Source organism: Kitasatospora sp. NBC_01300, assembly GCF_041435235.1.
Lineage (GTDB): Bacteria > Actinomycetota > Actinomycetes > Streptomycetales > Streptomycetaceae > Kitasatospora.
The window spans coordinates 3,540,525-3,556,999 of record NZ_CP108408.1; the positions used below are offsets into that span (position 1 = coordinate 3,540,525).

Annotated in this window: 20 protein-coding genes; 7 read left to right on the plus strand and 13 right to left on the minus strand. The window is 74.0% G+C overall.

The annotated features are described in order from the left end of the window. Nucleotides 1–180 precede the first annotated feature (180 nt). The 3 genes from OG556_RS15595 to OG556_RS15605 are packed head-to-tail and all read left to right on the plus strand — an operon-like array spanning nt 181 to nt 3,076. Nucleotides 181–1,206, plus strand: a complete 1,026-nt coding sequence (locus OG556_RS15595; RefSeq protein ID WP_371517555.1) for a hemin ABC transporter substrate-binding protein — start codon at nt 181–183, stop codon at nt 1,204–1,206. Then, the gene (locus tag OG556_RS15600; RefSeq protein ID WP_371517557.1) at nt 1,203–2,264 is read left to right on the plus strand and encodes a FecCD family ABC transporter permease; all 1,062 of its coding nucleotides are present in this window, start codon (nt 1,203–1,205) and stop codon (nt 2,262–2,264) included. Before OG556_RS15595 ends, OG556_RS15600 begins: the two co-directional genes overlap by 4 nt. Further along, a complete protein-coding gene (locus tag OG556_RS15605; RefSeq protein ID WP_371517558.1) occupies nt 2,261–3,076 on the plus strand; it encodes a heme ABC transporter ATP-binding protein in 816 nt (271 codons plus the stop codon). The genes OG556_RS15600 and OG556_RS15605 overlap by 4 nt, the downstream gene beginning before the upstream one ends. A 75-nt stretch (nt 3,077–3,151) precedes the next feature. On the opposite strand, the gene OG556_RS15610 is transcribed toward OG556_RS15605, so the two are convergent. From OG556_RS15610 to OG556_RS15620, 3 genes are all read right to left on the minus strand, one after another. Further along, on the minus strand, nt 3,152–3,361 hold the full coding sequence (locus tag OG556_RS15610; RefSeq protein WP_371517559.1) for a dodecin: 210 nt from the start codon (nt 3,359–3,361) through the stop codon (nt 3,152–3,154). A 182-nt stretch (nt 3,362–3,543) separates the two neighbouring features. Then, nucleotides 3,544–4,506 carry an asparaginase gene (locus OG556_RS15615; protein WP_371517560.1) on the minus strand — a complete coding sequence of 321 codons (963 nt, stop codon included), beginning with the start codon at nt 4,504–4,506 and terminating at the stop codon, nt 3,544–3,546. A 62-nt stretch (nt 4,507–4,568) separates the two neighbouring features. Then, nucleotides 4,569–5,189: an ABC transporter substrate-binding protein gene (locus OG556_RS15620; protein WP_371517561.1), complete on the minus strand. Its 621-nt coding sequence runs from the start codon at nt 5,187–5,189 to the stop codon at nt 4,569–4,571. A gap of 523 nt (nt 5,190–5,712) precedes the next feature. Between OG556_RS15620 and dtd the strand changes: the two genes are divergently transcribed. Continuing rightward, nucleotides 5,713–6,153, plus strand: coding sequence for a D-aminoacyl-tRNA deacylase (dtd, locus tag OG556_RS15625; protein ID WP_063348263.1), 441 nt, complete (start codon nt 5,713–5,715; stop codon nt 6,151–6,153). 19 nt (nt 6,154–6,172) lie between these two features. Here dtd and OG556_RS15630 read toward each other — a convergent pair whose 3' ends face one another. The 3 genes from OG556_RS15630 to OG556_RS15640 all read right to left on the minus strand — a co-directional run bounded on the left by OG556_RS15630 (nt 6,173) and on the right by OG556_RS15640 (nt 8,319). Further along, nucleotides 6,173–7,135: a folate-binding protein YgfZ gene (locus OG556_RS15630; RefSeq protein ID WP_371517562.1), complete on the minus strand. Its 963-nt coding sequence runs from the start codon at nt 7,133–7,135 to the stop codon at nt 6,173–6,175. A 10-nt stretch (nt 7,136–7,145) separates the two neighbouring features. Beyond that, complete coding sequence (locus OG556_RS15635; RefSeq protein ID WP_371517563.1) at nt 7,146–7,610, minus strand: Fur family transcriptional regulator; 465 nt, start codon at nt 7,608–7,610, stop codon at nt 7,146–7,148. 106 nt (nt 7,611–7,716) lie between these two features. Beyond that, nucleotides 7,717–8,319 (minus strand): FABP family protein, encoded by a 603-nt coding sequence (locus OG556_RS15640; RefSeq protein ID WP_350885173.1) that lies wholly within the window; start codon nt 8,317–8,319, stop codon nt 7,717–7,719. Nucleotides 8,320–8,667: 348 nt separating this feature from the next. On the opposite strand from OG556_RS15640, the gene OG556_RS15645 reads away from it, so the two are divergent. Beyond that, on the plus strand, nt 8,668–9,030 hold the full coding sequence (locus tag OG556_RS15645; protein WP_371517564.1) for a DsrE family protein: 363 nt from the start codon (nt 8,668–8,670) through the stop codon (nt 9,028–9,030). Between the two features lie 3 nt (nt 9,031–9,033). Here OG556_RS15645 and OG556_RS15650 read toward each other — a convergent pair whose 3' ends face one another. The 7 genes from OG556_RS15650 to OG556_RS15680 all read right to left on the minus strand — a co-directional run bounded on the left by OG556_RS15650 (nt 9,034) and on the right by OG556_RS15680 (nt 13,772). Continuing rightward, nucleotides 9,034–9,306 carry a DUF3099 domain-containing protein gene (locus tag OG556_RS15650; protein ID WP_350885170.1) on the minus strand — a complete coding sequence of 91 codons (273 nt, stop codon included), beginning with the start codon at nt 9,304–9,306 and terminating at the stop codon, nt 9,034–9,036. A 109-nt stretch (nt 9,307–9,415) separates the two neighbouring features. Then, entirely contained in the window at nt 9,416–9,706 is a 291-nt protein-coding gene (locus tag OG556_RS15655) for a DUF1416 domain-containing protein (RefSeq protein WP_030059605.1), read from the minus strand. A gap of 38 nt (nt 9,707–9,744) precedes the next feature. Then, a complete protein-coding gene (locus OG556_RS15660; RefSeq protein ID WP_063351213.1) occupies nt 9,745–10,581 on the minus strand; it encodes a sulfurtransferase in 837 nt (278 codons plus the stop codon). Nucleotides 10,582–10,812: 231 nt separating this feature from the next. Then, nucleotides 10,813–10,893, minus strand: coding sequence for an Ms5788A family Cys-rich leader peptide (locus OG556_RS15665; protein ID WP_350517234.1), 81 nt, complete (start codon nt 10,891–10,893; stop codon nt 10,813–10,815). Between the two features lie 291 nt (nt 10,894–11,184). Further along, the gene (locus tag OG556_RS15670; RefSeq protein WP_371517565.1) at nt 11,185–11,910 is read right to left on the minus strand and encodes a DUF2993 domain-containing protein; all 726 of its coding nucleotides are present in this window, start codon (nt 11,908–11,910) and stop codon (nt 11,185–11,187) included. 180 nt (nt 11,911–12,090) lie between these two features. Then, the gene (locus OG556_RS15675) at nt 12,091–13,473 is read right to left on the minus strand and encodes a hypothetical protein (RefSeq protein WP_371517566.1); all 1,383 of its coding nucleotides are present in this window, start codon (nt 13,471–13,473) and stop codon (nt 12,091–12,093) included. Between the two features lie 5 nt (nt 13,474–13,478). Next, nucleotides 13,479–13,772 (minus strand): MoaD/ThiS family protein, encoded by a 294-nt coding sequence (locus tag OG556_RS15680; protein WP_371517567.1) that lies wholly within the window; start codon nt 13,770–13,772, stop codon nt 13,479–13,481. Nucleotides 13,773–14,451: 679 nt separating this feature from the next. On the opposite strand from OG556_RS15680, the gene OG556_RS15685 reads away from it, so the two are divergent. Then, complete coding sequence (locus OG556_RS15685; RefSeq protein WP_350885162.1) at nt 14,452–15,183, plus strand: response regulator transcription factor; 732 nt, start codon at nt 14,452–14,454, stop codon at nt 15,181–15,183. Between the two features lie 114 nt (nt 15,184–15,297). After that, complete coding sequence (locus tag OG556_RS15690) at nt 15,298–16,359, plus strand: LacI family DNA-binding transcriptional regulator (RefSeq protein WP_371517568.1); 1,062 nt, start codon at nt 15,298–15,300, stop codon at nt 16,357–16,359. The last annotated feature ends 116 nt before the right edge of the window (nt 16,360–16,475 follow it).

Genomic DNA, 16,475 nt, shown 5'->3' on the forward strand with positions numbered 1-16,475 from the left:
TCACTCCTCGGCGGGGTGCGGTCAGTGGCGGTGGAGGACGCGGCAAGGGAGGGGTCGGGCGTGGCGCCGACCCCCCTTGCGAAACTCAGGTAAGGCTAACCTAATATATGAGTCAAGAGTCCCGCCGCAACCCCTCCACCAGGACCGGATCGGCGACAACTCCCACTGAAGGGAAGAGCGTTGAGCAGCAGTACGATCCGAACCGGGGCGGCCCGCGGGCCCGCCCTCCTGCTGCTCGCCCTCGGCCTGCTGCTCGCCCTCACCGCCTGCGGCCCGTCCGGCACCACCGGCGGAGCGGCCGCGGCGAGCTCCTCCCGGGCCCCCGACGCGGTCGAACCGCTGCCCGTCGAACCCGTCCCGCAGCTCCCGGCCACCACCGCCTCCGTCGACGGCCGCCAGGTCACCGTCACCAGCGCCGAGCGGATCATCCCGCTCAACGGCAGCCTCTCCGAGCTGGTGTTCAGCCTCGGCCTCGGCCCCAAGGTCGTCGCCCGGGACGTCTCCACCACCTTCCGGCAGGCCGCCGCCCTGCCGGTGATCACCCAGGCCCACGACGTGTCCGCCGAGGGCGTGCTGTCGCTGCACCCCACCGTCGTCCTCGCCGACCGCTCCACCGGCCCGGCCGAGGCCATCGCGCAGATCCGCGCGGCCGGCGTCCCGCTGCTCGTCCTGGACGACGCCAAGCGGCTCGCCGACGTCGGCCCGCGCATCGACACCGTCGCCGCCGCCCTCGGAGTCCCGGACGCCGGACGGCAGTTGAAGGAACGCACCGACCAGCGGATCGACGAGGCCAAGGCCGCCGCCCCGGCCGCCGCCCGCCACCCCAAGGTCGCCTTCCTCTACCTGCGCGGCAGCGCCTCCGTCTACCTGCTCGGCGGGCCCGCCTCCGGCGCCGGCTCGCTGATCGAGGCGGTCGGCGGCCAGGACGCCGGCACCGCCGCCGGCCTCACCGGCGACTTCACCCCGCTCACCAGCGAGGCCCTGGTCAAGGCCGCGCCCGACGCCATCCTGGTGATGAGCAAGGGCCTGGACTCGGTCGGCGGAGTCGACGGCCTGCTCAAGCTGCCCGGCGTCGCCCAGACCCCGGCCGGCCTCGACCGCCGGATCGTCTCGATCGAGGACGGCCAACTGCTCAGCTACGGCCCGCGCACCCCCCAGGTGCTCCGCGAGATCGCCGCCCAGCTCTACCCGGCGGACGCCAAGTGACCACCGCCGTACGGGCGAAGAGCGCGCCCGCCGTCAGCAGGACCACCCTGATCACCGCCGGGCTCGCCGCCGCCCTGGTGCTCTGCGCCCTGCTCGCCGCCGGCATCGGCGCCTACCGCATCCCGCTCGGCGACATCCTGGCCTCCGCCGCCCACCGGCTCGGCCTCGGCGGGCACGCCCTGGACCGGGTGCCCGAGTCGGTGCTGTGGAACGTCCGGCTCCCCCGGGTGGTGCTCGCCCTGCTGGTCGGCGGCTCGCTCGGCTGCGCCGGGGCGCTGATGCAGGGCGTGTTCGGCAACCCGCTGGCCGAGCCCGCCGTGATCGGCGTCTCCTCGGGCGGCGCGGTCGGCGCGGTGGCCTGCATCGTGCTCGGCCTGGACGCCCTCGGCAGCTGGACGATCACCGCCTTCGCCTTCGCCACCGGCCTGCTGACCGTCTTCGCGGTGTACCTGATGGCCCGCTCCGGCGGCCGCACCGAGGTGGTCACGCTGATCCTCACCGGGGTCGCCGTGAACGCCTTCTGCGGTGCGCTGATCGGGATCTTCCTGTTCACCGCCGACTCCGCCGCGATCAGCCAGGTCACCTTCTGGCAGCTCGGCTCGCTCTCCCAGGCCACCTGGGGCAAGGTGCTCGCCGTCCTGCCGTTCGCCGCCGTCGGCCTGGCCGTCGCCCCGCTGTACGCCCGCAAGCTGGACCTGCTGGCCCTCGGCGAACGCCCGGCCCGCCACCTCGGGGTGGACGTCGAGCGGATGCGGCTGGTGCTGATCACCGTCGTCGCGCTGCTCACCGCCGCGGCCGTCGCGGTCAGCGGCATCATCGGCTTCGTCGGACTGGTCGTCCCGCACCTGCTGCGGATGCTGGCCGGGCCCGGCCACCGCTTCCTGCTGCCCGCCTCGGCGCTCGGCGGCGCGCTGGTCCTGGTGGCCGCCGACCTCGCCGCCCGCACCGTCGCCGAGCCGGCCGAGCTACCGCTCGGGGTGCTCACCGCACTGATCGGCAGTCCGTTCTTCTTCTGGCTGCTGCGCCGGACCAGGACCAGGCAGGGAGGCTGGGCATGAGATTGCGAACCCTCCGGGAGGTGCCCGAACGGCCCGTTCCCGGAACCGAGTTGCTGACCGCCGAGACCGTCCGGCTGACCATCGGCGGGCGCGCCCTGCTGGACGGCGCGTCGGTGCGGGTCGCCGCCGGAGAGGTGGTCGCGCTGCTCGGGCCGAACGGCGCCGGCAAGTCCACCCTGCTGTCCGTCCTGGCCGGCGACGTCCGGCCGGACGGCGGCGAGGTCCGGCTGCGCGGCCGCCCGCTGGCCGGCTACGGCGCCGCCGAGCTCGCCCTGCACCGCGCGCTGCTGCCGCAGTCCGCCGCGCTGTCCTTCCCGTTCCCCGCCGACGAGGTGGTCCGGATGGGCCGCGCCCCCTGGACCGGCACGGCGGCCGCCGCCGAGGACGAGGCCGTGGTCGCCGAGGCGATGGCCGCCACCGAGTCCGCCGCCTTTGCCGGGCGCCCGTTCACCGCGCTGTCCGGCGGCGAGCGGGCCCGGGTGGCGCTGGCCCGGGTCCTGGCCCAGCGCGCGTCGCTGCTGCTCCTGGACGAGCCGACCGCCGCCCTCGACCTGCGCCACCAGGAGCTGGTGCTGCGGGTCGCCCGGGAGCGCGCCGCCGCCGGGGACGGCGTGGTCGTGGTGCTGCACGACCTGTCCCTGGCGGCGGCCTACGCGGACCGGGTGGTGCTGCTGAACGCCGGGGCGACGGTCGCGGACGGGCCGGTCGCCGAGGTGCTGCGCGCCCCGCTGCTCAGCGAGGTGTACGGCCACCCGGTCGAGGTGCTGGCGCACCCGCGCACCGGGGTTCCGCTGGTGCTGCCCGAACGCTGACCGGGCGCGGGGCCGGCGGCGGCAGGGCTGCGGGCGGGCCCGGGCGAGCGGGCCGGGGCGGGCCGTGGGAGCGGCTCAGTCCTCCAGCCGGAAGCCGAGCTTCAGTCCGACCTGGTAGTGCTTCACCCCGCCGCCGTCCAGGTGGCCCCGGACCTGCGTCACCTCGAACCAGTCGAGGTTGCGCAGCGTCCGGGAGGCCCGCTCCACCCCGTTGCGGATCGCGGCGTCGACGCTCTCGGTCGAGGATCCGACGATCTCGGTCACCCGGTACACGTGGTCAGTCATGGCGGACTCCCTCAGCTGTGCGACGGCCCCCGGTCCACCGTGCACCGCCGCCGCTCCGCCCGCACGCCGACGGCCGCCTCCGGCCGCCCCGCATCCCCTGGAAGGCCGCTGTCAGGCCTCCGGGACGCCCCGGGGAGGCCGCCGGCACACCCCGGGACGGCCGCGGGAGGCCGCGGAGGCCGCTAGAAGGCCGCCCGCACCTGCCCGACCGGAGCCCCGCCGCCCAGCAGCGGGGCCGCCCCGATCCGCTCGACGGTCTCGTCCGCGCCGGTCACCCCGAGCCGGCGCAGCGCGGCCGCCAGCACCGGGCCGCGGGCCCGCTCGCCGCCGTCGTCGATCTTGAAGGCGAGCGCCCGCCCGTCCGGCAGCGCCACCACCTGGACGGCCTCGGCGCCCATCTTGGACAGCGCGCCGGGGACGGCCCGCATCAGCCAGGTGTCGGCCCGGCGGGTGCCGGCCACGTACTCGGGGTGGGCGCGCATCGCGTCGGCCACCCGGCGGGGCGCCGTGCCCTCGGCGGCCAGCACCAGGCCGCGGTAGCCGCGGGCCAGGCCGGTCAGCGTGACGGCCAGCAGCGGCGCGCCGCAGCCGTCCACCCCGGCGTGCGTGGCGGTCCCGCCGGTGCCCTCCTCCAGGGCCTCGCGGGCCAGCCGCTGGATCGGGTGCCCGGGGTCGAGGTAGCTCGCGGTGTCCCAGCCGTTGGCGACGCAGGCGGCCAGCCAGCCGGCGTGCTTGCCGGAGCAGTCCATCAGGACGGGGGCGCGGCGGCCGCCGGAGCCGAGCAGCAGTTCCGCCTCGGTCTCGTCGAGCGGGAGGTCGGCCGGGGTGAGCAGGGCGGACTCGTCGAGCCCTGCGGAGCTCAGGATGGTCCGCACACCGTCGAGGTGAAACGATTCTGCGGAGTGGCTGGAGGCGGCCAGCGCCAGCAGCTCGCCCTCGATCGCCAGCCCGGCCCGCAGCGTGGCCACCGCCTGGAACGGCTTGGCGGTCGACCGGGGGAAGACCGGCGCGTCGGGGTCGCCGAGCGCGAACTCCACCGAGCCGTCGGCGGCGAGCAGCACCAGGGAGCCGTGGTGGCGGCCCTCGGTGAAGCCCGAGCGTATGACCTCGGCGAGGACGACGGGCGGGGTGGCGGACTGGGACATGGCGGGAGCCTTCCGGGGGTGAGGGTGGACCGGGCCCCGCCCGCCCGTGGTACCTCACCCGGTCAGAGCGGCCCCCCTGCGAGCAGGTCCTCGACCCGTGCTTCCCCATCACGGTACCTGCGGGTGATCTCCGCGCTGCAACCGTCGGCCGTCCGCAGCAGCAGCTGCCGCCGCCCGGACACCTCGCGCTCGTGCGCGCGCAGCCGCTCCAGCGCGGCCAGCAGCTCCTCCGCCGGGTGCGCGGCCAGGTCGGCGAGCTGGACGTCCCCCATCAGCTCGGCCGCCTCCAGCTGGGACTCGTGGCCGCGCGGCGGCCCGAGCGTGACGTGCCGGGCCGAGCGCCGCACGGTGGAGGGCGCGTCGGTCAGGATGGCCGGGAGGCGGTCCAGCAGGTCGCCGGGGGGCCCGTCGGCGCCGTCCGCCCCGGGCGGCCCGGCGGCCCGGGGCGGACCTCCGGGCCGGCGGTCGAGTTCGGCGCGCAGGATGTCCATCCGCCCGTGCAGCAGCCGCCGCAGGTAGGAGAGGTCGGCCTCCTGCTCCAGGGTCTCCCGGCGCAGGATCCGCAGCTGGTCCAGGCCCAGCCGCTCCAGGTCGGGCTCTATCGCCGTGCCCAGGGCCCCGGCGCCCCCGGCGACCTCCGCCACGTGCCCGGACCGGTCCCACGCCGCGCTGCTCGCGTCCATCAACCAACCCACCTGCCGTCGTCCGATCCCGCCCGCTCGCGGCACTGCGTCCCTGCCGCCGGTCCGACCCGTCCCCCGACGGGCTCACGCGTCCCGTCCGTTGGCACGCCCGGCCGCCCCCGAAGGTTCCGGTTCCCGGCCGGAACCACCCACCGGGGCGATGCCGCCAGAACGCCTGACCTACGGGCTCGACCGCCCGGCCGAGCCCGGCCCGGTGCGGCGGACCACATGGCGCGCCGGGCCCTCCGTACGGTCCACCAGCGTGCCACCCCGCCCGGCGCGGGCGCACCGCCCGTGCACCCGAACGGCCCCCTGGCGAACGGGGGTGGCTGATATGACCGGACCTTTCCGCAGGAAGAGCGGCGCCCGACCCCGCGCAGGCGCGCACCACCCGGCGTGCACCACCTGCACACGCGCCCCTCCTGCACGCCCCAAGGTGCCGCCGGGCATGGCACCGGGTGCCCGCCGAGCACGGCGCCGGGTGCCCGTCGGGCCCGCCCCGGGCCTCCGGCACAATGGCGGCATGCGAGCAGTGGTGCAGCGAGTGACCGAGGCCAGGGTGACCGTGGCCGGAGAGACCGTCGGCGCGATCGAGGGGCCCGGGCTCTGCGTCCTGGTCGGCGTCACCCACGAGGACACCCCGGCCAAGGCCGCCCAGCTGGCCCGCAAACTGTGGACGCTGCGGCTGCTGCCCGCCGACGACGAGGGCGTCGAGCAGTCCTGCTCCGACCTCGGGGCCCCGCTGCTGGTGATCAGCCAGTTCACCCTCTACGGCGACGCCCGCAAGGGCCGCCGCCCGACCTGGAACGCCGCCGCCCCCGGCCCGGTCGCCGAGCCCCTGGTGGACGAGGTGGTCGCCCAACTGCGCGCGCTCGGCGCCAAGGTGGAGACGGGCCGGTTCGGCGCCGACATGCAGGTGGCGCTGGTGAACGACGGCCCGTTCACCGTCCTCGTGGAGGTCTGACCGCAGCCGGGCGCACGGGCTACTGCGGGACGATCACGTCCTGGGTGCCCGGCACCGTCCCGGCCAGCAGCACCGCGTCCACCGGGACGTTCCGCTTGACGATCGCCAGCGCGATCGGCCCCAGCTCGTGGTGGCGGGCCGAGGAGGTGACGAAGCCGAGCGGGCGCCCGTCCGGCTCCGCGGCCAGCCGCACCTGCGTCCCGTGCGGGGGCAGCGTCTCCTCGGTGCCGTCCAGGTGCAGGAAGACCAGGCGGCGCGGCGGCCGGCCCAGGTTGTGCACCCGGGCGACGGTCTCCTGTCCGCGGTAGCAGCCCTTCTGCAGGTGGACGGCGGTGCGCAGCCAGTCCACCTCGTGCGGGATGGTCCGGTGGTCGGTCTCGAAGCCCAGCCGCGGCCGGTGGCCCTCGATCCGCAGCGCCTCGTACGCCCAGACCCCCGCCGCCGGGCCGTACCCGGCGGTCAGCTCCGCCAGCTCGGCGCGCGGCACGAACAGATCGCGCCCGTACGGGAGTTCGCGCACCGCCGCGGCGCCCTCGACGGAAGCGGTGGAGCCCGCCGGCAGGTGCACCACGGCGTACTCGGCGGTCGCGTCGGCGACCTCCACCCGGTAGAAGAACTTCATGCTCTCCAGGTAGCCCAGCAGCGCCTCCTGGGTGCCCGGCTCGACGTGCGCCCAGGTGGTGGTGCCGTCGTCGACCAGGTAGAGCGCGTGCTCGACGTGCCCGTTCGGGGAGAGCACCAGCGCCTCGGTGGCCTCCTGCGGCGCCAGCGCGCTGACGTGCTGGGTGAGCAGCAGGTGCAGCCAGGCCAGGCGGTCCTGGCCGGTGACGGTGAGCACGCCGCGGTGCGAGAGGTCCACGAAGCCCGTGCCCTGCGAGAGGTTGCGTTGCTCACGGAAGATGTCGCCGTAGTGGGCGGCGACGCCCTCGTCGGCGCCTTCGGCGGGGACGGCTCCGGGCAGGCTCAGCAGCGGGCTCTTCATACCGGCCAGCTTACGACCGGCCGTCCGCGAGCTTGGCGGTGCAGTCCGCGCAGCGGCCGAAGATGGCGAAGTGCTTGAGGTCGGTGTCGAATCCGTGCTGTTCGCGCAGGCTGCGGATCAGCGGCTCGGCGATCTCGGTGCCGGTCTCGGAGACCTTGTCGCAGTCCCGGCAGACCAGGTGCAGGTGGTGGTGGCGGCCGGCCAGGTGGTAGGTCGGGGCGCCGTGGCCGAGGTGGGCGTGCGAGACCAGGCCGAGTTCCTCCAGCAGCTCCAGGGTCCGGTAGACGGTGGAGATGTTGACGCCGCTGGCGGTCTGCCGGACGTGGCAGAGGATGTCGTCGGGGGTGGCGTGGTCGAGGCGGTCGACGGCTTCGAGTACGAGCTGCCGCTGCGGGGTCAGCCGGTAGCCGCGTTCGCGCAGGTCGGCCTTCCAGTCGCCGGAGAGCTGCCAGTCGGTGGTGCCGGTGTCCGCCACGGTGCTGTCCCTGCCAAGGTCGGGGGTCCTGAGGCAAGTGTAGGGACCGGCCGGCGGCCGGTCCCTACCTCACGCGAAAGCCGTACCGCTCAGCGGAGCGCCGGGCTCACTTGAAGAACGCGATGCCGTCGTCCGGCAGGTCGTTGATGTCCTTGATCAGCTGGGCCGGGCTGAGCACCTTCTTCAGCTGGGCCGACATGTACGGGCGCAGCGGAACGTTCGGGGCGGCCTTCTCGCCGACCCAGAGCAGCTCCTCGTTCACGAAGCCGTACAGCCGCTTGCCGCCCGAGTACTCCGGCGAGCCCTCGATCCGGGCGACCGCGTCCGTGGAGACGTCGATCTGCGGCTTGCCGTCGGCCAGCTCGCCGTACCAGATCTCCACGGTGCCGTCGTCGCGGACGGACGAGATCTCGATCCCGCGGACGCCGCTGGTGCCGTCGTGGTTGCTGGTGATGCGCCAGAACGCGTGCTCGTTCTCCAGCGGGCGGACCTTCTCGCCCTCGTTGTCCAGCACCCAGGTGCGGGAGCGGAACTCCAGGAAGGGCCGGCCGTCGTGCCGGATCACGATCTCCTGGCCGAAGTTGCACTTCTCGGTGCCAGGGCCCTCTTCATCTGGCAACGGGGCGTAAACGCCCGCGCCCTCCCAGGTGCCGAGGAGGAAGGCGAGCGGGACGACGTCCTTGTGGAGGTCAGAGGGGATCTCGATCATGTTCCTGGTCGCTGTCGTCGTCGGTGTGGGCTGCCTCAACCGTACGGCAGGATCAGCGCTGGCCCTGGTAGAGCTTCATCACCGAGAAGATGGCGAACCAGGTGATCAGCACGGCCATGAGGGCCAGCAGACCGTCGAAGAAGATTTCCAGACCGGACACGGGTGGCTCCCAGGCGGCGACAGTGTGGTGGATTTTGCTGCCGCTCACTCTATCCGCCGGTCATCGGCCGGTCGCGGTGAGCCCCACCACGTCATCGTTCGCGCCGATTTTCCCCCGCCGTCCAAGGTTTCCCCAAGGGATCCTGGGATGACGGCGAGCGGGGGCCGCGAGCCCTCTAAGGTGGCGCCATGTCGAAGAAACTCGTCATCAAGGTCACCGCCGGGGCCGATGCGCCGGAGCGGTGTTCGCAGGCGTTCACCGTCGCGGCGGTGGCCGTCGCCAGCGGGATCGAGGTCTCGCTCTGGCTGACCGGGGAGTCCTCCTGGTTCGCCCTGCCGGGGCGGGCGGCGGAGTTCGAACTGCCGCACGCGGCACCGCTTCCGGACCTGCTGGAGGCGATCCTCGCGAACGGCTCGGTGACGCTGTGCACCCAGTGTGCGGCCCGCCGGGGGATCGTGCAGCAGGACACCGTCGAGGGCGTCCGGATCGCGGGCGCGCAGGTCTTCGTCAGCGAGATCATGGCGGACAACGTCCAGGCACTCGTCTACTGACGGCTACGGGTGCTCCTCGTGGTCGGGGCGGTCCCGGTCGTGACCGGGCTCGTCCCACTTCGGGTCGTCCCAGCGCGGGTCGTTCCACCAGTCGTCGTCCGGGTCCCGCTTGTTGGCGAACACGGCGGCGGCCGGCGGGATCACCATCGCGACCACGCACATGCCGATCGCGGCGGGCACGGAGAAGAACCTCACCACGCCCCAGGCCAGCACGAACAGGCCCAGGCAGACGCCCATCAGGGCGAAGTAGTAATGCCGCCGCCGCCTTGTCTGCACGTCTCCACGGTACGACCGAGGGCCCTGCCGCGGCAGGGCCCTCGGTGTACTCCGCCCGTGGATCAGGCGGATCGGGTGGCTCAGGTGGAACGGGCGGACCGGGTTCCGGTCAGACCGCGATCGCGACCTCGACGGCGGTGCCCTGGGAGGCCACCACCTGACGGTCCACGGTCTGGCCCGGCACCAGCGCGCGCAGGGTCCACTTGCCCGGGCGGGCGAAGAACCGGAACTGGCCGGTCGCCGAGGTGGGCACCTCGGCCGTGAACTCACCCCCCTCGTCGAGCAGCCGCACGTAGCCGTTGACCGGCTCACCGTCGCGGGTCACCGAACCCTGGATGATCGTCTCGTTCGCCACGTCAACTCCTGCCAGGTCCGGCCCGCCGGCCTTCGCACCGCACATGTCTTGTCTTCCCTTCTGACGACGGTCGAGCCGCGGGCTCAGTTGCTGCCGAGCTCGATCGGCACGCCGACGAGGCTGCCGTACTCGGTCCACGAACCGTCGTAGTTCTTGACGTTCTCCTGGCCGAGCAGCTCGTGCAGGACGAACCAGGTGAGCGCGGAGCGCTCGCCGATGCGGCAGTAGGCGATGGTGTCCTTCGCCAGGTCGATGCCCTCGGCCTCGTACAGCGCCTTGAGCTCGTCGTCGCTCTTGAAGGTGCCGTCGTCGTTGGCGTTCTTGGCCCACGGGATGTTGCGGGCGCTCGGCACGTGGCCGGGGCGCTGCGACTGCTCCTGCGGGAGGTGCGCCGGGGCGAGCAGCTTGCCGGAGAACTCGTCGGGCGAACGGACGTCGACCAGGTTGAGCTGGCCGATGGCCGCGAGCACGTCGTCGCGGAAGGCGCGGATCGAGGAGTCGGCGGCCTGCGCCCGGTACTCGGTGGCCTCGCGGGCCGGCACCTCGGCGACCAGGTCGCGGGAGTCCAGCTCCCACTTCTTGCGGCCGCCGTCCAGCAGGCGGACGTCACCGTGGCCGTACAGCTTGAAGTACCAGTAGGCGTACGAGGCGAACCAGTTGTTGTTGCCGCCGTAGAGCACGACGGTGTCGTCGTTGGCGATGCCCTTGGCGCTGAGCAGCGCGTCGAAGCCGGCCTGGTCGATGAAGTCGCGGCGGACCGGGTCCTGGAGGTCCTGCTTCCAGTCGATCCGGACGGCGTTGCGGATGTGGTTCTTGTCGTACGCGGAGGTGTCCTCGTCGACCTCGACGATCACGACCTTCGGGTCGTCCAGGTGGGCCTGGACCCAGTCGGCGTCGACCAGGACGTCGCTGCGGCTCATGGTGGTGTTCTCCATCCGAGGGCGGTGTGCGGAAGGTTCTGCTCGGGAGGTGCTGCTGGGTGCCCGGGCGACTGCGGTCCGAATTCCTGTCCGAATACTGGGACGGGGGTGGCGGTCCGGGCCGACGGGCGAGGAACTGCGGGGTGCGGCGGCGACGGCCGGCCGGGGTGGCCGGGCAAGGTCACCGGGAAAATCGGCGGCGGGCTTCAACTGCCCAGCAAAAACGCCGAGTTAGCGCATTCGACACAGACAGGCGGCCACGCGGCACAGGTCGACCGCCCGCCGCTTCGTGAGATCCGTCTGTCGCTTCATGTCGACGATGCTAGGGACACCGGAGGTCCGCTGTCATCAGCGTACCGAATGTCGAGACTGAATAGCCCGAATGCCGAGATTTGACCTTTTCATGGCCTGCCGGGGCCGCCGTCCCGCCCGAGACCGGCGGCCCCGGGCGGCCCACAACGGGCGGAAACGGCACCGCTCCGCCAGACGCGCCGGACGGCGTGTCTCGCGGAGCGGAACGCAGGAGACGGAAGAAGAGGAAGGAGCGGAAGGAGCGGAAGGAGCGGAAGAGGGGACGGCACGGGAGCGGAAGTGACCGGCCGGTCAGCCCAGCAGCTTGACGCCCTTCCCCTCGAAGGTCAGCTGCAGACCCTCCGGCAGCGGCGTCGCCCCGTCCTTGTCGGCCAGCTTCAGCCCCGCCGGGAGCGCGTCGAGGGTGAAGCTCATCGGCTTCAGCCGCTGGTCGGTGACCCCGGCGAACATCCCGGCCAGCGCGCTGAGCTGGAAGCCGTCCGCGGTGACGGTGCTCCCGCTGTTGTGCACCGAACCCTCACCGACCTCGATCGGCCCCAGCGCGGCCTTGACCTTGCCCGGCCCGCCGTACGACAGGGCCAGCCGGGTGTTGCCGCCCACCGGCAGCTTGCCCGCCCCCGTCACCAGCTGGGAGGCCGGCGGCAGCAGCAGCGCGAGATCCGCGTACGAGATCAGGCCGCTGCCGGTCCCGCTGTCCACCGTGGCGCTCCTCAGGCTGTCGCTCACCGTGACGCCGGACAGCCGGGCCTTGAAGGAGCGCAGCGCCACCTGGCGGCCGCCGTCACCGACGGTCAGGCCGTCGGAGGAGATCCGGACGTCGTCCAGCTTCATCGACAGCGCCTGGGTGAGGAACGGGAAGCCCTCGATCGAGATGTCCGGCCGCTGGCTCATCCGGCCGCTGCTCACCATCCGGTCGGCGGCCTGGTCCTCGGCCACCCCGACCGCGATCCGGTCGGCGCCGACCAGCAGGCCGGAGAGCACCACCAGGCCGATCGTCGCCTTCAGCCATCCGCGCATCGCACTCCCCGTCGTCGCCGGTCGCCGTCGTCGTTCGCTGTCCTCGTCCGGTGTTCCTCGCCCGGCGTTCCCTGCCCGGCGTTCCGCGGCGGCCCCGGCCGAGGCCGTTCCCGCCCGACCGTACGACGTCCCGCCCCGGAGCATGGTTCCGGGGCGGGACGCGCGGTCGTCGGCCGGATGTCAGCCGGCCAGCAGGTCCGTGGCGATCCAGATCAGCGGCGAGGCCACCGCCAGCGGCAGCGCCACGCCCGCCGTCATGTGTACGAACCGGGACGGGAAGTCGTACGCCGCGACCCGTCGGCCGACCAGCGCACCCAGCCCCGCCAGCACCCCCAGCGCCGGCGGCGCGCCCACCAGCAGACCCAGCAGCACCGCCGCCGCCAGGCCCAGCACCGGGCCCAGCAGCTTCGGGCCGGGCAGCGGCGCCGCGGCCAGCACGGTGGCCAGCGCGACCGCGCCCACCCCGGCGGGCACCCAGTCGGCCACCAGCAGCGAGGTGCACAGCGCCGTCACCACCGTGGCCGAGCCGAGCACCGTCAGCGCGTAGAACCGCTCCTTCGGGTCCGAGGGACGGAACGTCTGCAGCACCAGGACCAGCAGGAAGAACCCGCCCAGCGTGCCGACCACCGCCGCCACGCTGCCCTCGGAGTCCGCCAGCAGCACCGCCGCGTCCGCGGTCAGCCCGGCCAGCGCGGCGAGCGCGATGCCCTGGCGGGCCGGCCACATCCCGTTCAGCCGGAACCAGCCGGCCGCCGTCAGCACCTGGAGCAGCGCCACCACCAGTGCCAGCGCCACCTGCCCGAGCGCGGCACCGCCGGCCAGCAGCGCGGCCACGCCGGCGGTGATCAGCGCGGGCTGAAGGCCCGGATCGATGATCGGCGAACCGGTCCGGCCGCGCGGGCCGGCGGGCGGCGCCACCGGCGCGGGCTGCGCCGGGACGGCCGCGTACGGCGGCGCGGCCGGGGCGCCCGCCGGGCCGCCGGGGGCGACCGGGCGCTTGAGCGTCATGGTCGGCGAGTCGAGGGCGGGCCCTCCCTGCTGCGGGGGCGCCGTCGGCGGGGTCACCACCGGCGGGGCCGCCTGCCGCGGGACCGGCGCCGGAGCAGCGTGCCGGGCCTGCGGCGGCGCGGCGTGCCGTGCCGCCGGCGGCGGTGGGGCTGGCGTCCAGGCCGGCGGGGCGGTCGGCATCGCGCCGGACACGACCACCGGCGGCAGCAGCGTCGTCGCCGCGTCGTCCATCGGGGGCACGGGCGGCAGCAACGTGGTGGCCGCGTCGTCCATCGGCGGCACGGGCGGCAGCAGCGTGGTCGCCGTGGCGTCGTCCGTCGCGGGGACGGGCGGCAGCAGCGTCGTCGCCGCGTCGTCCATCGGCGGCTGCCCGTACCCCGGGTAGCCGTACGGCGGCTGCTGCCCCGGCTGCGGTGCCTGGGCCTGCGGGTACGGCGGCTGCGGGTACGGCGACTGGGGCTGCTGCTGCGGATGCCGGTAGGGCGGCTGGGGCGGCGGGGGCTGCTGCGGCCACTCGCCGTAGCCGCCCTGGTTCGCGTTGTTCATGTCCGTCACGCCGCTCAGCCTCCCGCGAACGGCGGCAGCACCTCGACCGTGCCGCCCTCGGTCAGGGGCACGGTCGTGTGGTCCCGGCCGCCGACCTGGGAGCCGTCGACCAGGTAGGAGCAGTGCCCGAGCAACTGGACGAGCTTCGGCCGGTCCGCGTGCCGCCGCCTGGCCTGTGCCAGCGCCTCCGCCAGGGTCACCGCCTCGTACGGCTCCTCGGCCAGCCCGGCCTCGGACTTCGCGGCCGCCCAGTAGCGGATCGTCCCGCGCGCCCGGGCGCCGCTCGCGGGCTCCGTGGTCGCACCCATCGGGCCACCCCTTCTCGTCGTCCTCGCCCGGCCCCGGTGCCCCGGTCCGGCTCGCCACCGGGCCGCCCGACCACCCGAAAGATGGACTCGCACGGCGCCGCCGATGTGGGTCCCATGATGGCGTGTCCGCCGCCACGAGGGGCAATCGCCCTGGCCCAGGGGGCCCGGAGGACGGCTCGAAGCTGTGTCCAGGCTCACCCGGCGCGCGCCCGGATTGGGCGAACCGCCGGATTCGAGCCCTCCCGGCGCGCAGGGCCGTCGGCTATTCTCGACGTCCAAGAGGGATCCGGGCAGAGTCGCCCCCGGGTCCTTTTGTGCTTTCAGGACGCCAGTACGGACATTCTTGCGATTCGTCGGCCCACCCCCGGCGCGTCGCGGGAACCGCCCCGCCCCACGCGGCACGACGACGTGCCCCGGCCGGCCGGGGTGTCCACCCGGCACCCGGGCCGCCGCCCGGGACCGGAACGAACCGGAGGATTCGCGGGATGAACAGGGCAGAAACGGTGCGCCAAGGGTTGCGGGACCCTCGGCGCGTGCGCCGTCGCGTCCTGCGCACCGGCCGGCCCTCCGGCGCTCCTCTGACGTCCGTCCACCTCCCCCCGACCTCAGCACGTGCGCCATCCGGCTGTGGCGGCAGCCGTAACGCGACCGCGACGACCCGGAAAGGGGACTACCGGGTATGAGTTCTCTCCTCCTCCTCACCAACGCTCTGCAACCCTCCGCGGAGGTGCTGCCGGCCCTCGGCCTGCTGCTGCACAACGTCCGGGTGGCCCCCGCCGAGGGATCCGCCCTGGTGGACACCCCCAGTGCGGACGTCATCCTGGTCGACGGCCGGCGCGACCTGCCGCAGATCCGCAGTCTGTGCCAACTGCTGCGCTCCACCGGCATCGGCTGCCCGCTGATCCTGGTGGTGACCGAGGGCGGCCTCGCCGCCGTCACCGCCGAGTGGGGCATCGACGACGTCCTGCTGGACACGGCCGGCCCGGCCGAGGTCGAGGCCCGGCTGCGGCTCGCGCTCGGCCGGCTCCACATCAGCACCGACGACAGCCCGATGGAGATCCGCAACGGCGACCTCTCGGTCGACGAGGCCACCTACTCCGCCAAACTCAAGGGCCGGGCGCTCGACCTCACCTTCAAGGAGTTCGAGCTGATCAAGTACCTCGCCCAGCACCCCGGCCGGGTCTTCACCCGGGCCCAGCTGCTGCAGGAGGTCTGGGGCTACGACTACTTCGGCGGTACCCGGACGGTGGACGTGCACGTCCGACGGCTGCGCGCCAAGCTCGGCGTCGAGCACGAGCAGCTGATCGGCACCGTGCGCAACGTCGGCTACCGCTTCGTCGTCCCGGAGAAGCCGGAGAAGGGCGAGCGCCCGGAGCTCGCCCAGCGCCCCTCGGCGCCGCTGGAGGCCTGACCGACGGCCGGGCGGGCCGCCCCGCCCGGCTTGTCCGGTTCGCTCCCCCGGACACCCGCAGAAGGCCCCAGGTCCCACTGCCGACACGCACGCCACACGCGTAGACTCCCCCCCGTGGCCAAAGTGACGCGCGACGATGTAGCCCGGCTGGCTGGTACCTCGACCGCGGTCGTCAGCTACGTCATCAACAACGGGCCGCGCCCGGTCGCACCCGCGACCCGGGAGAAGGTCCTCGCCGCGATCGATCAGCTCGGCTACCGGCCGAACAGCGTCGCCCAGGCGATGGCCTCCCGCCGGACCAACCTGATCGGCATGGTCGTCCCGGACGCCCGCCAGCCCTTCTTCGCCGAGATGGCGCACGCCGTGGAACGGGCCGCCTCCGAGCGCGGCAAGCTCGTGCTGATCGGCAACTCCGACTACGTGGACGACCGCGAGGTGCACTACGTCCGGGCCTTCCTCGGCATGCGCGTCTCCGGCCTGATCCTGGTCAGCCAGGGCCCCTCGCAGCGCGCCGCCGAGGAGTTCGCCGCGATGGAGGGCGCCAAGGTCGTGCTGCTGCACCGCCGCCCCGAGGCGATCGACGACGTCGCGGTGGTCACCGACGACGTCGGCGGCGCCGAGGCCGTCGTCCGCCACCTGCTGGAGGTGCACGGGCACCCGTACGTGGCCTGCTTCGGCGGCCCGGTCGAGTCCCCCGCCCCCGGCGACCCGGTCATCGACCACGTCGAGGGCTGGCAGCGCGCCATGGACGCGCACGGCCTGCCCACCGAGCCCCACCTGATCGACGCGCCCTTCCACCGCTACGGCGCGTACGAGGTCGCGCTCGGGGTGCTGCGCTCGCCGGACCGGCCGCGGGCGATCTTCTGCTCCACCGACGACCAGGCGATCGGCGTGCTGCGGGCCGCCCGCGAGGTCGGCCTGAAGGTCCCGGAGGACCTCGCGGTGGCCGGCTTCGACGACGTCCCCGAGGCCGCGCTCGCCGACCCGCCGCTGACCACCGTCGCCTCCGACCGCGACGCGATGGCCCGGGCCGCCGTGGACCTGGTGCTCGACGACTCGCTGATGGTGCCCGGGTCGGACACCGAGCGGGTCCGCAAGTTCCCGTCCCGCCTGGTGATCCGCCGTTCCTGCGGCTGCGGCGGCGCCGCGGCGGTCCCGACCGGGGAAGCGGAGTAGCGCACTCCGCTCCACCCGCCGCCGTACACCGCCTGACCAGGCTTTATGAGAACCCAACGGGCTTCTCGGACCCTTCTGAGCCGGTTCTCATGCCATCCTCATCCACCAGGCGGACT

Bases quoted from the DNA above. Each gene is read 5' to 3' on its own strand.
- OG556_RS15605 (WP_371517558.1), top strand. From the start codon at position 2,261: ATGAGATTGCGAACCCTCCGGGAGGTGCCCGAACGGCCCGTTCCCGGA.
- OG556_RS15645 (WP_371517564.1), top strand. From the start codon at position 8,668: ATGTCGAAGAAACTCGTCATCAAGGTCACCGCCGGGGCCGATGCGCCG.
- OG556_RS15640 (WP_350885173.1), bottom strand. From the start codon at position 8,319: ATGATCGAGATCCCCTCTGACCTCCACAAGGACGTCGTCCCGCTCGCC.
- OG556_RS15685 (WP_350885162.1), top strand. From the start codon at position 14,452: ATGAGTTCTCTCCTCCTCCTCACCAACGCTCTGCAACCCTCCGCGGAG.
- OG556_RS15665 (WP_350517234.1), bottom strand. From the start codon at position 10,893: ATGAAGCGACAGACGGATCTCACGAAGCGGCGGGCGGTCGACCTGTGC.
- OG556_RS15620 (WP_371517561.1), bottom strand. From the start codon at position 5,189: ATGGACGCGAGCAGCGCGGCGTGGGACCGGTCCGGGCACGTGGCGGAG.
- OG556_RS15670 (WP_371517565.1), bottom strand. From the start codon at position 11,910: ATGCGCGGATGGCTGAAGGCGACGATCGGCCTGGTGGTGCTCTCCGGC.
- OG556_RS15680 (WP_371517567.1), bottom strand. From the start codon at position 13,772: ATGGGTGCGACCACGGAGCCCGCGAGCGGCGCCCGGGCGCGCGGGACG.
- OG556_RS15660 (WP_063351213.1), bottom strand. From the start codon at position 10,581: ATGAGCCGCAGCGACGTCCTGGTCGACGCCGACTGGGTCCAGGCCCAC.
- OG556_RS15615 (WP_371517560.1), bottom strand. From the start codon at position 4,506: ATGTCCCAGTCCGCCACCCCGCCCGTCGTCCTCGCCGAGGTCATACGC.
- OG556_RS15655 (WP_030059605.1), bottom strand. From the start codon at position 9,706: ATGTGCGGTGCGAAGGCCGGCGGGCCGGACCTGGCAGGAGTTGACGTG.
- dtd (WP_063348263.1), top strand. From the start codon at position 5,713: ATGCGAGCAGTGGTGCAGCGAGTGACCGAGGCCAGGGTGACCGTGGCC.
- OG556_RS15610 (WP_371517559.1), bottom strand. From the start codon at position 3,361: ATGACTGACCACGTGTACCGGGTGACCGAGATCGTCGGATCCTCGACC.
- OG556_RS15630 (WP_371517562.1), bottom strand. From the start codon at position 7,135: ATGAAGAGCCCGCTGCTGAGCCTGCCCGGAGCCGTCCCCGCCGAAGGC.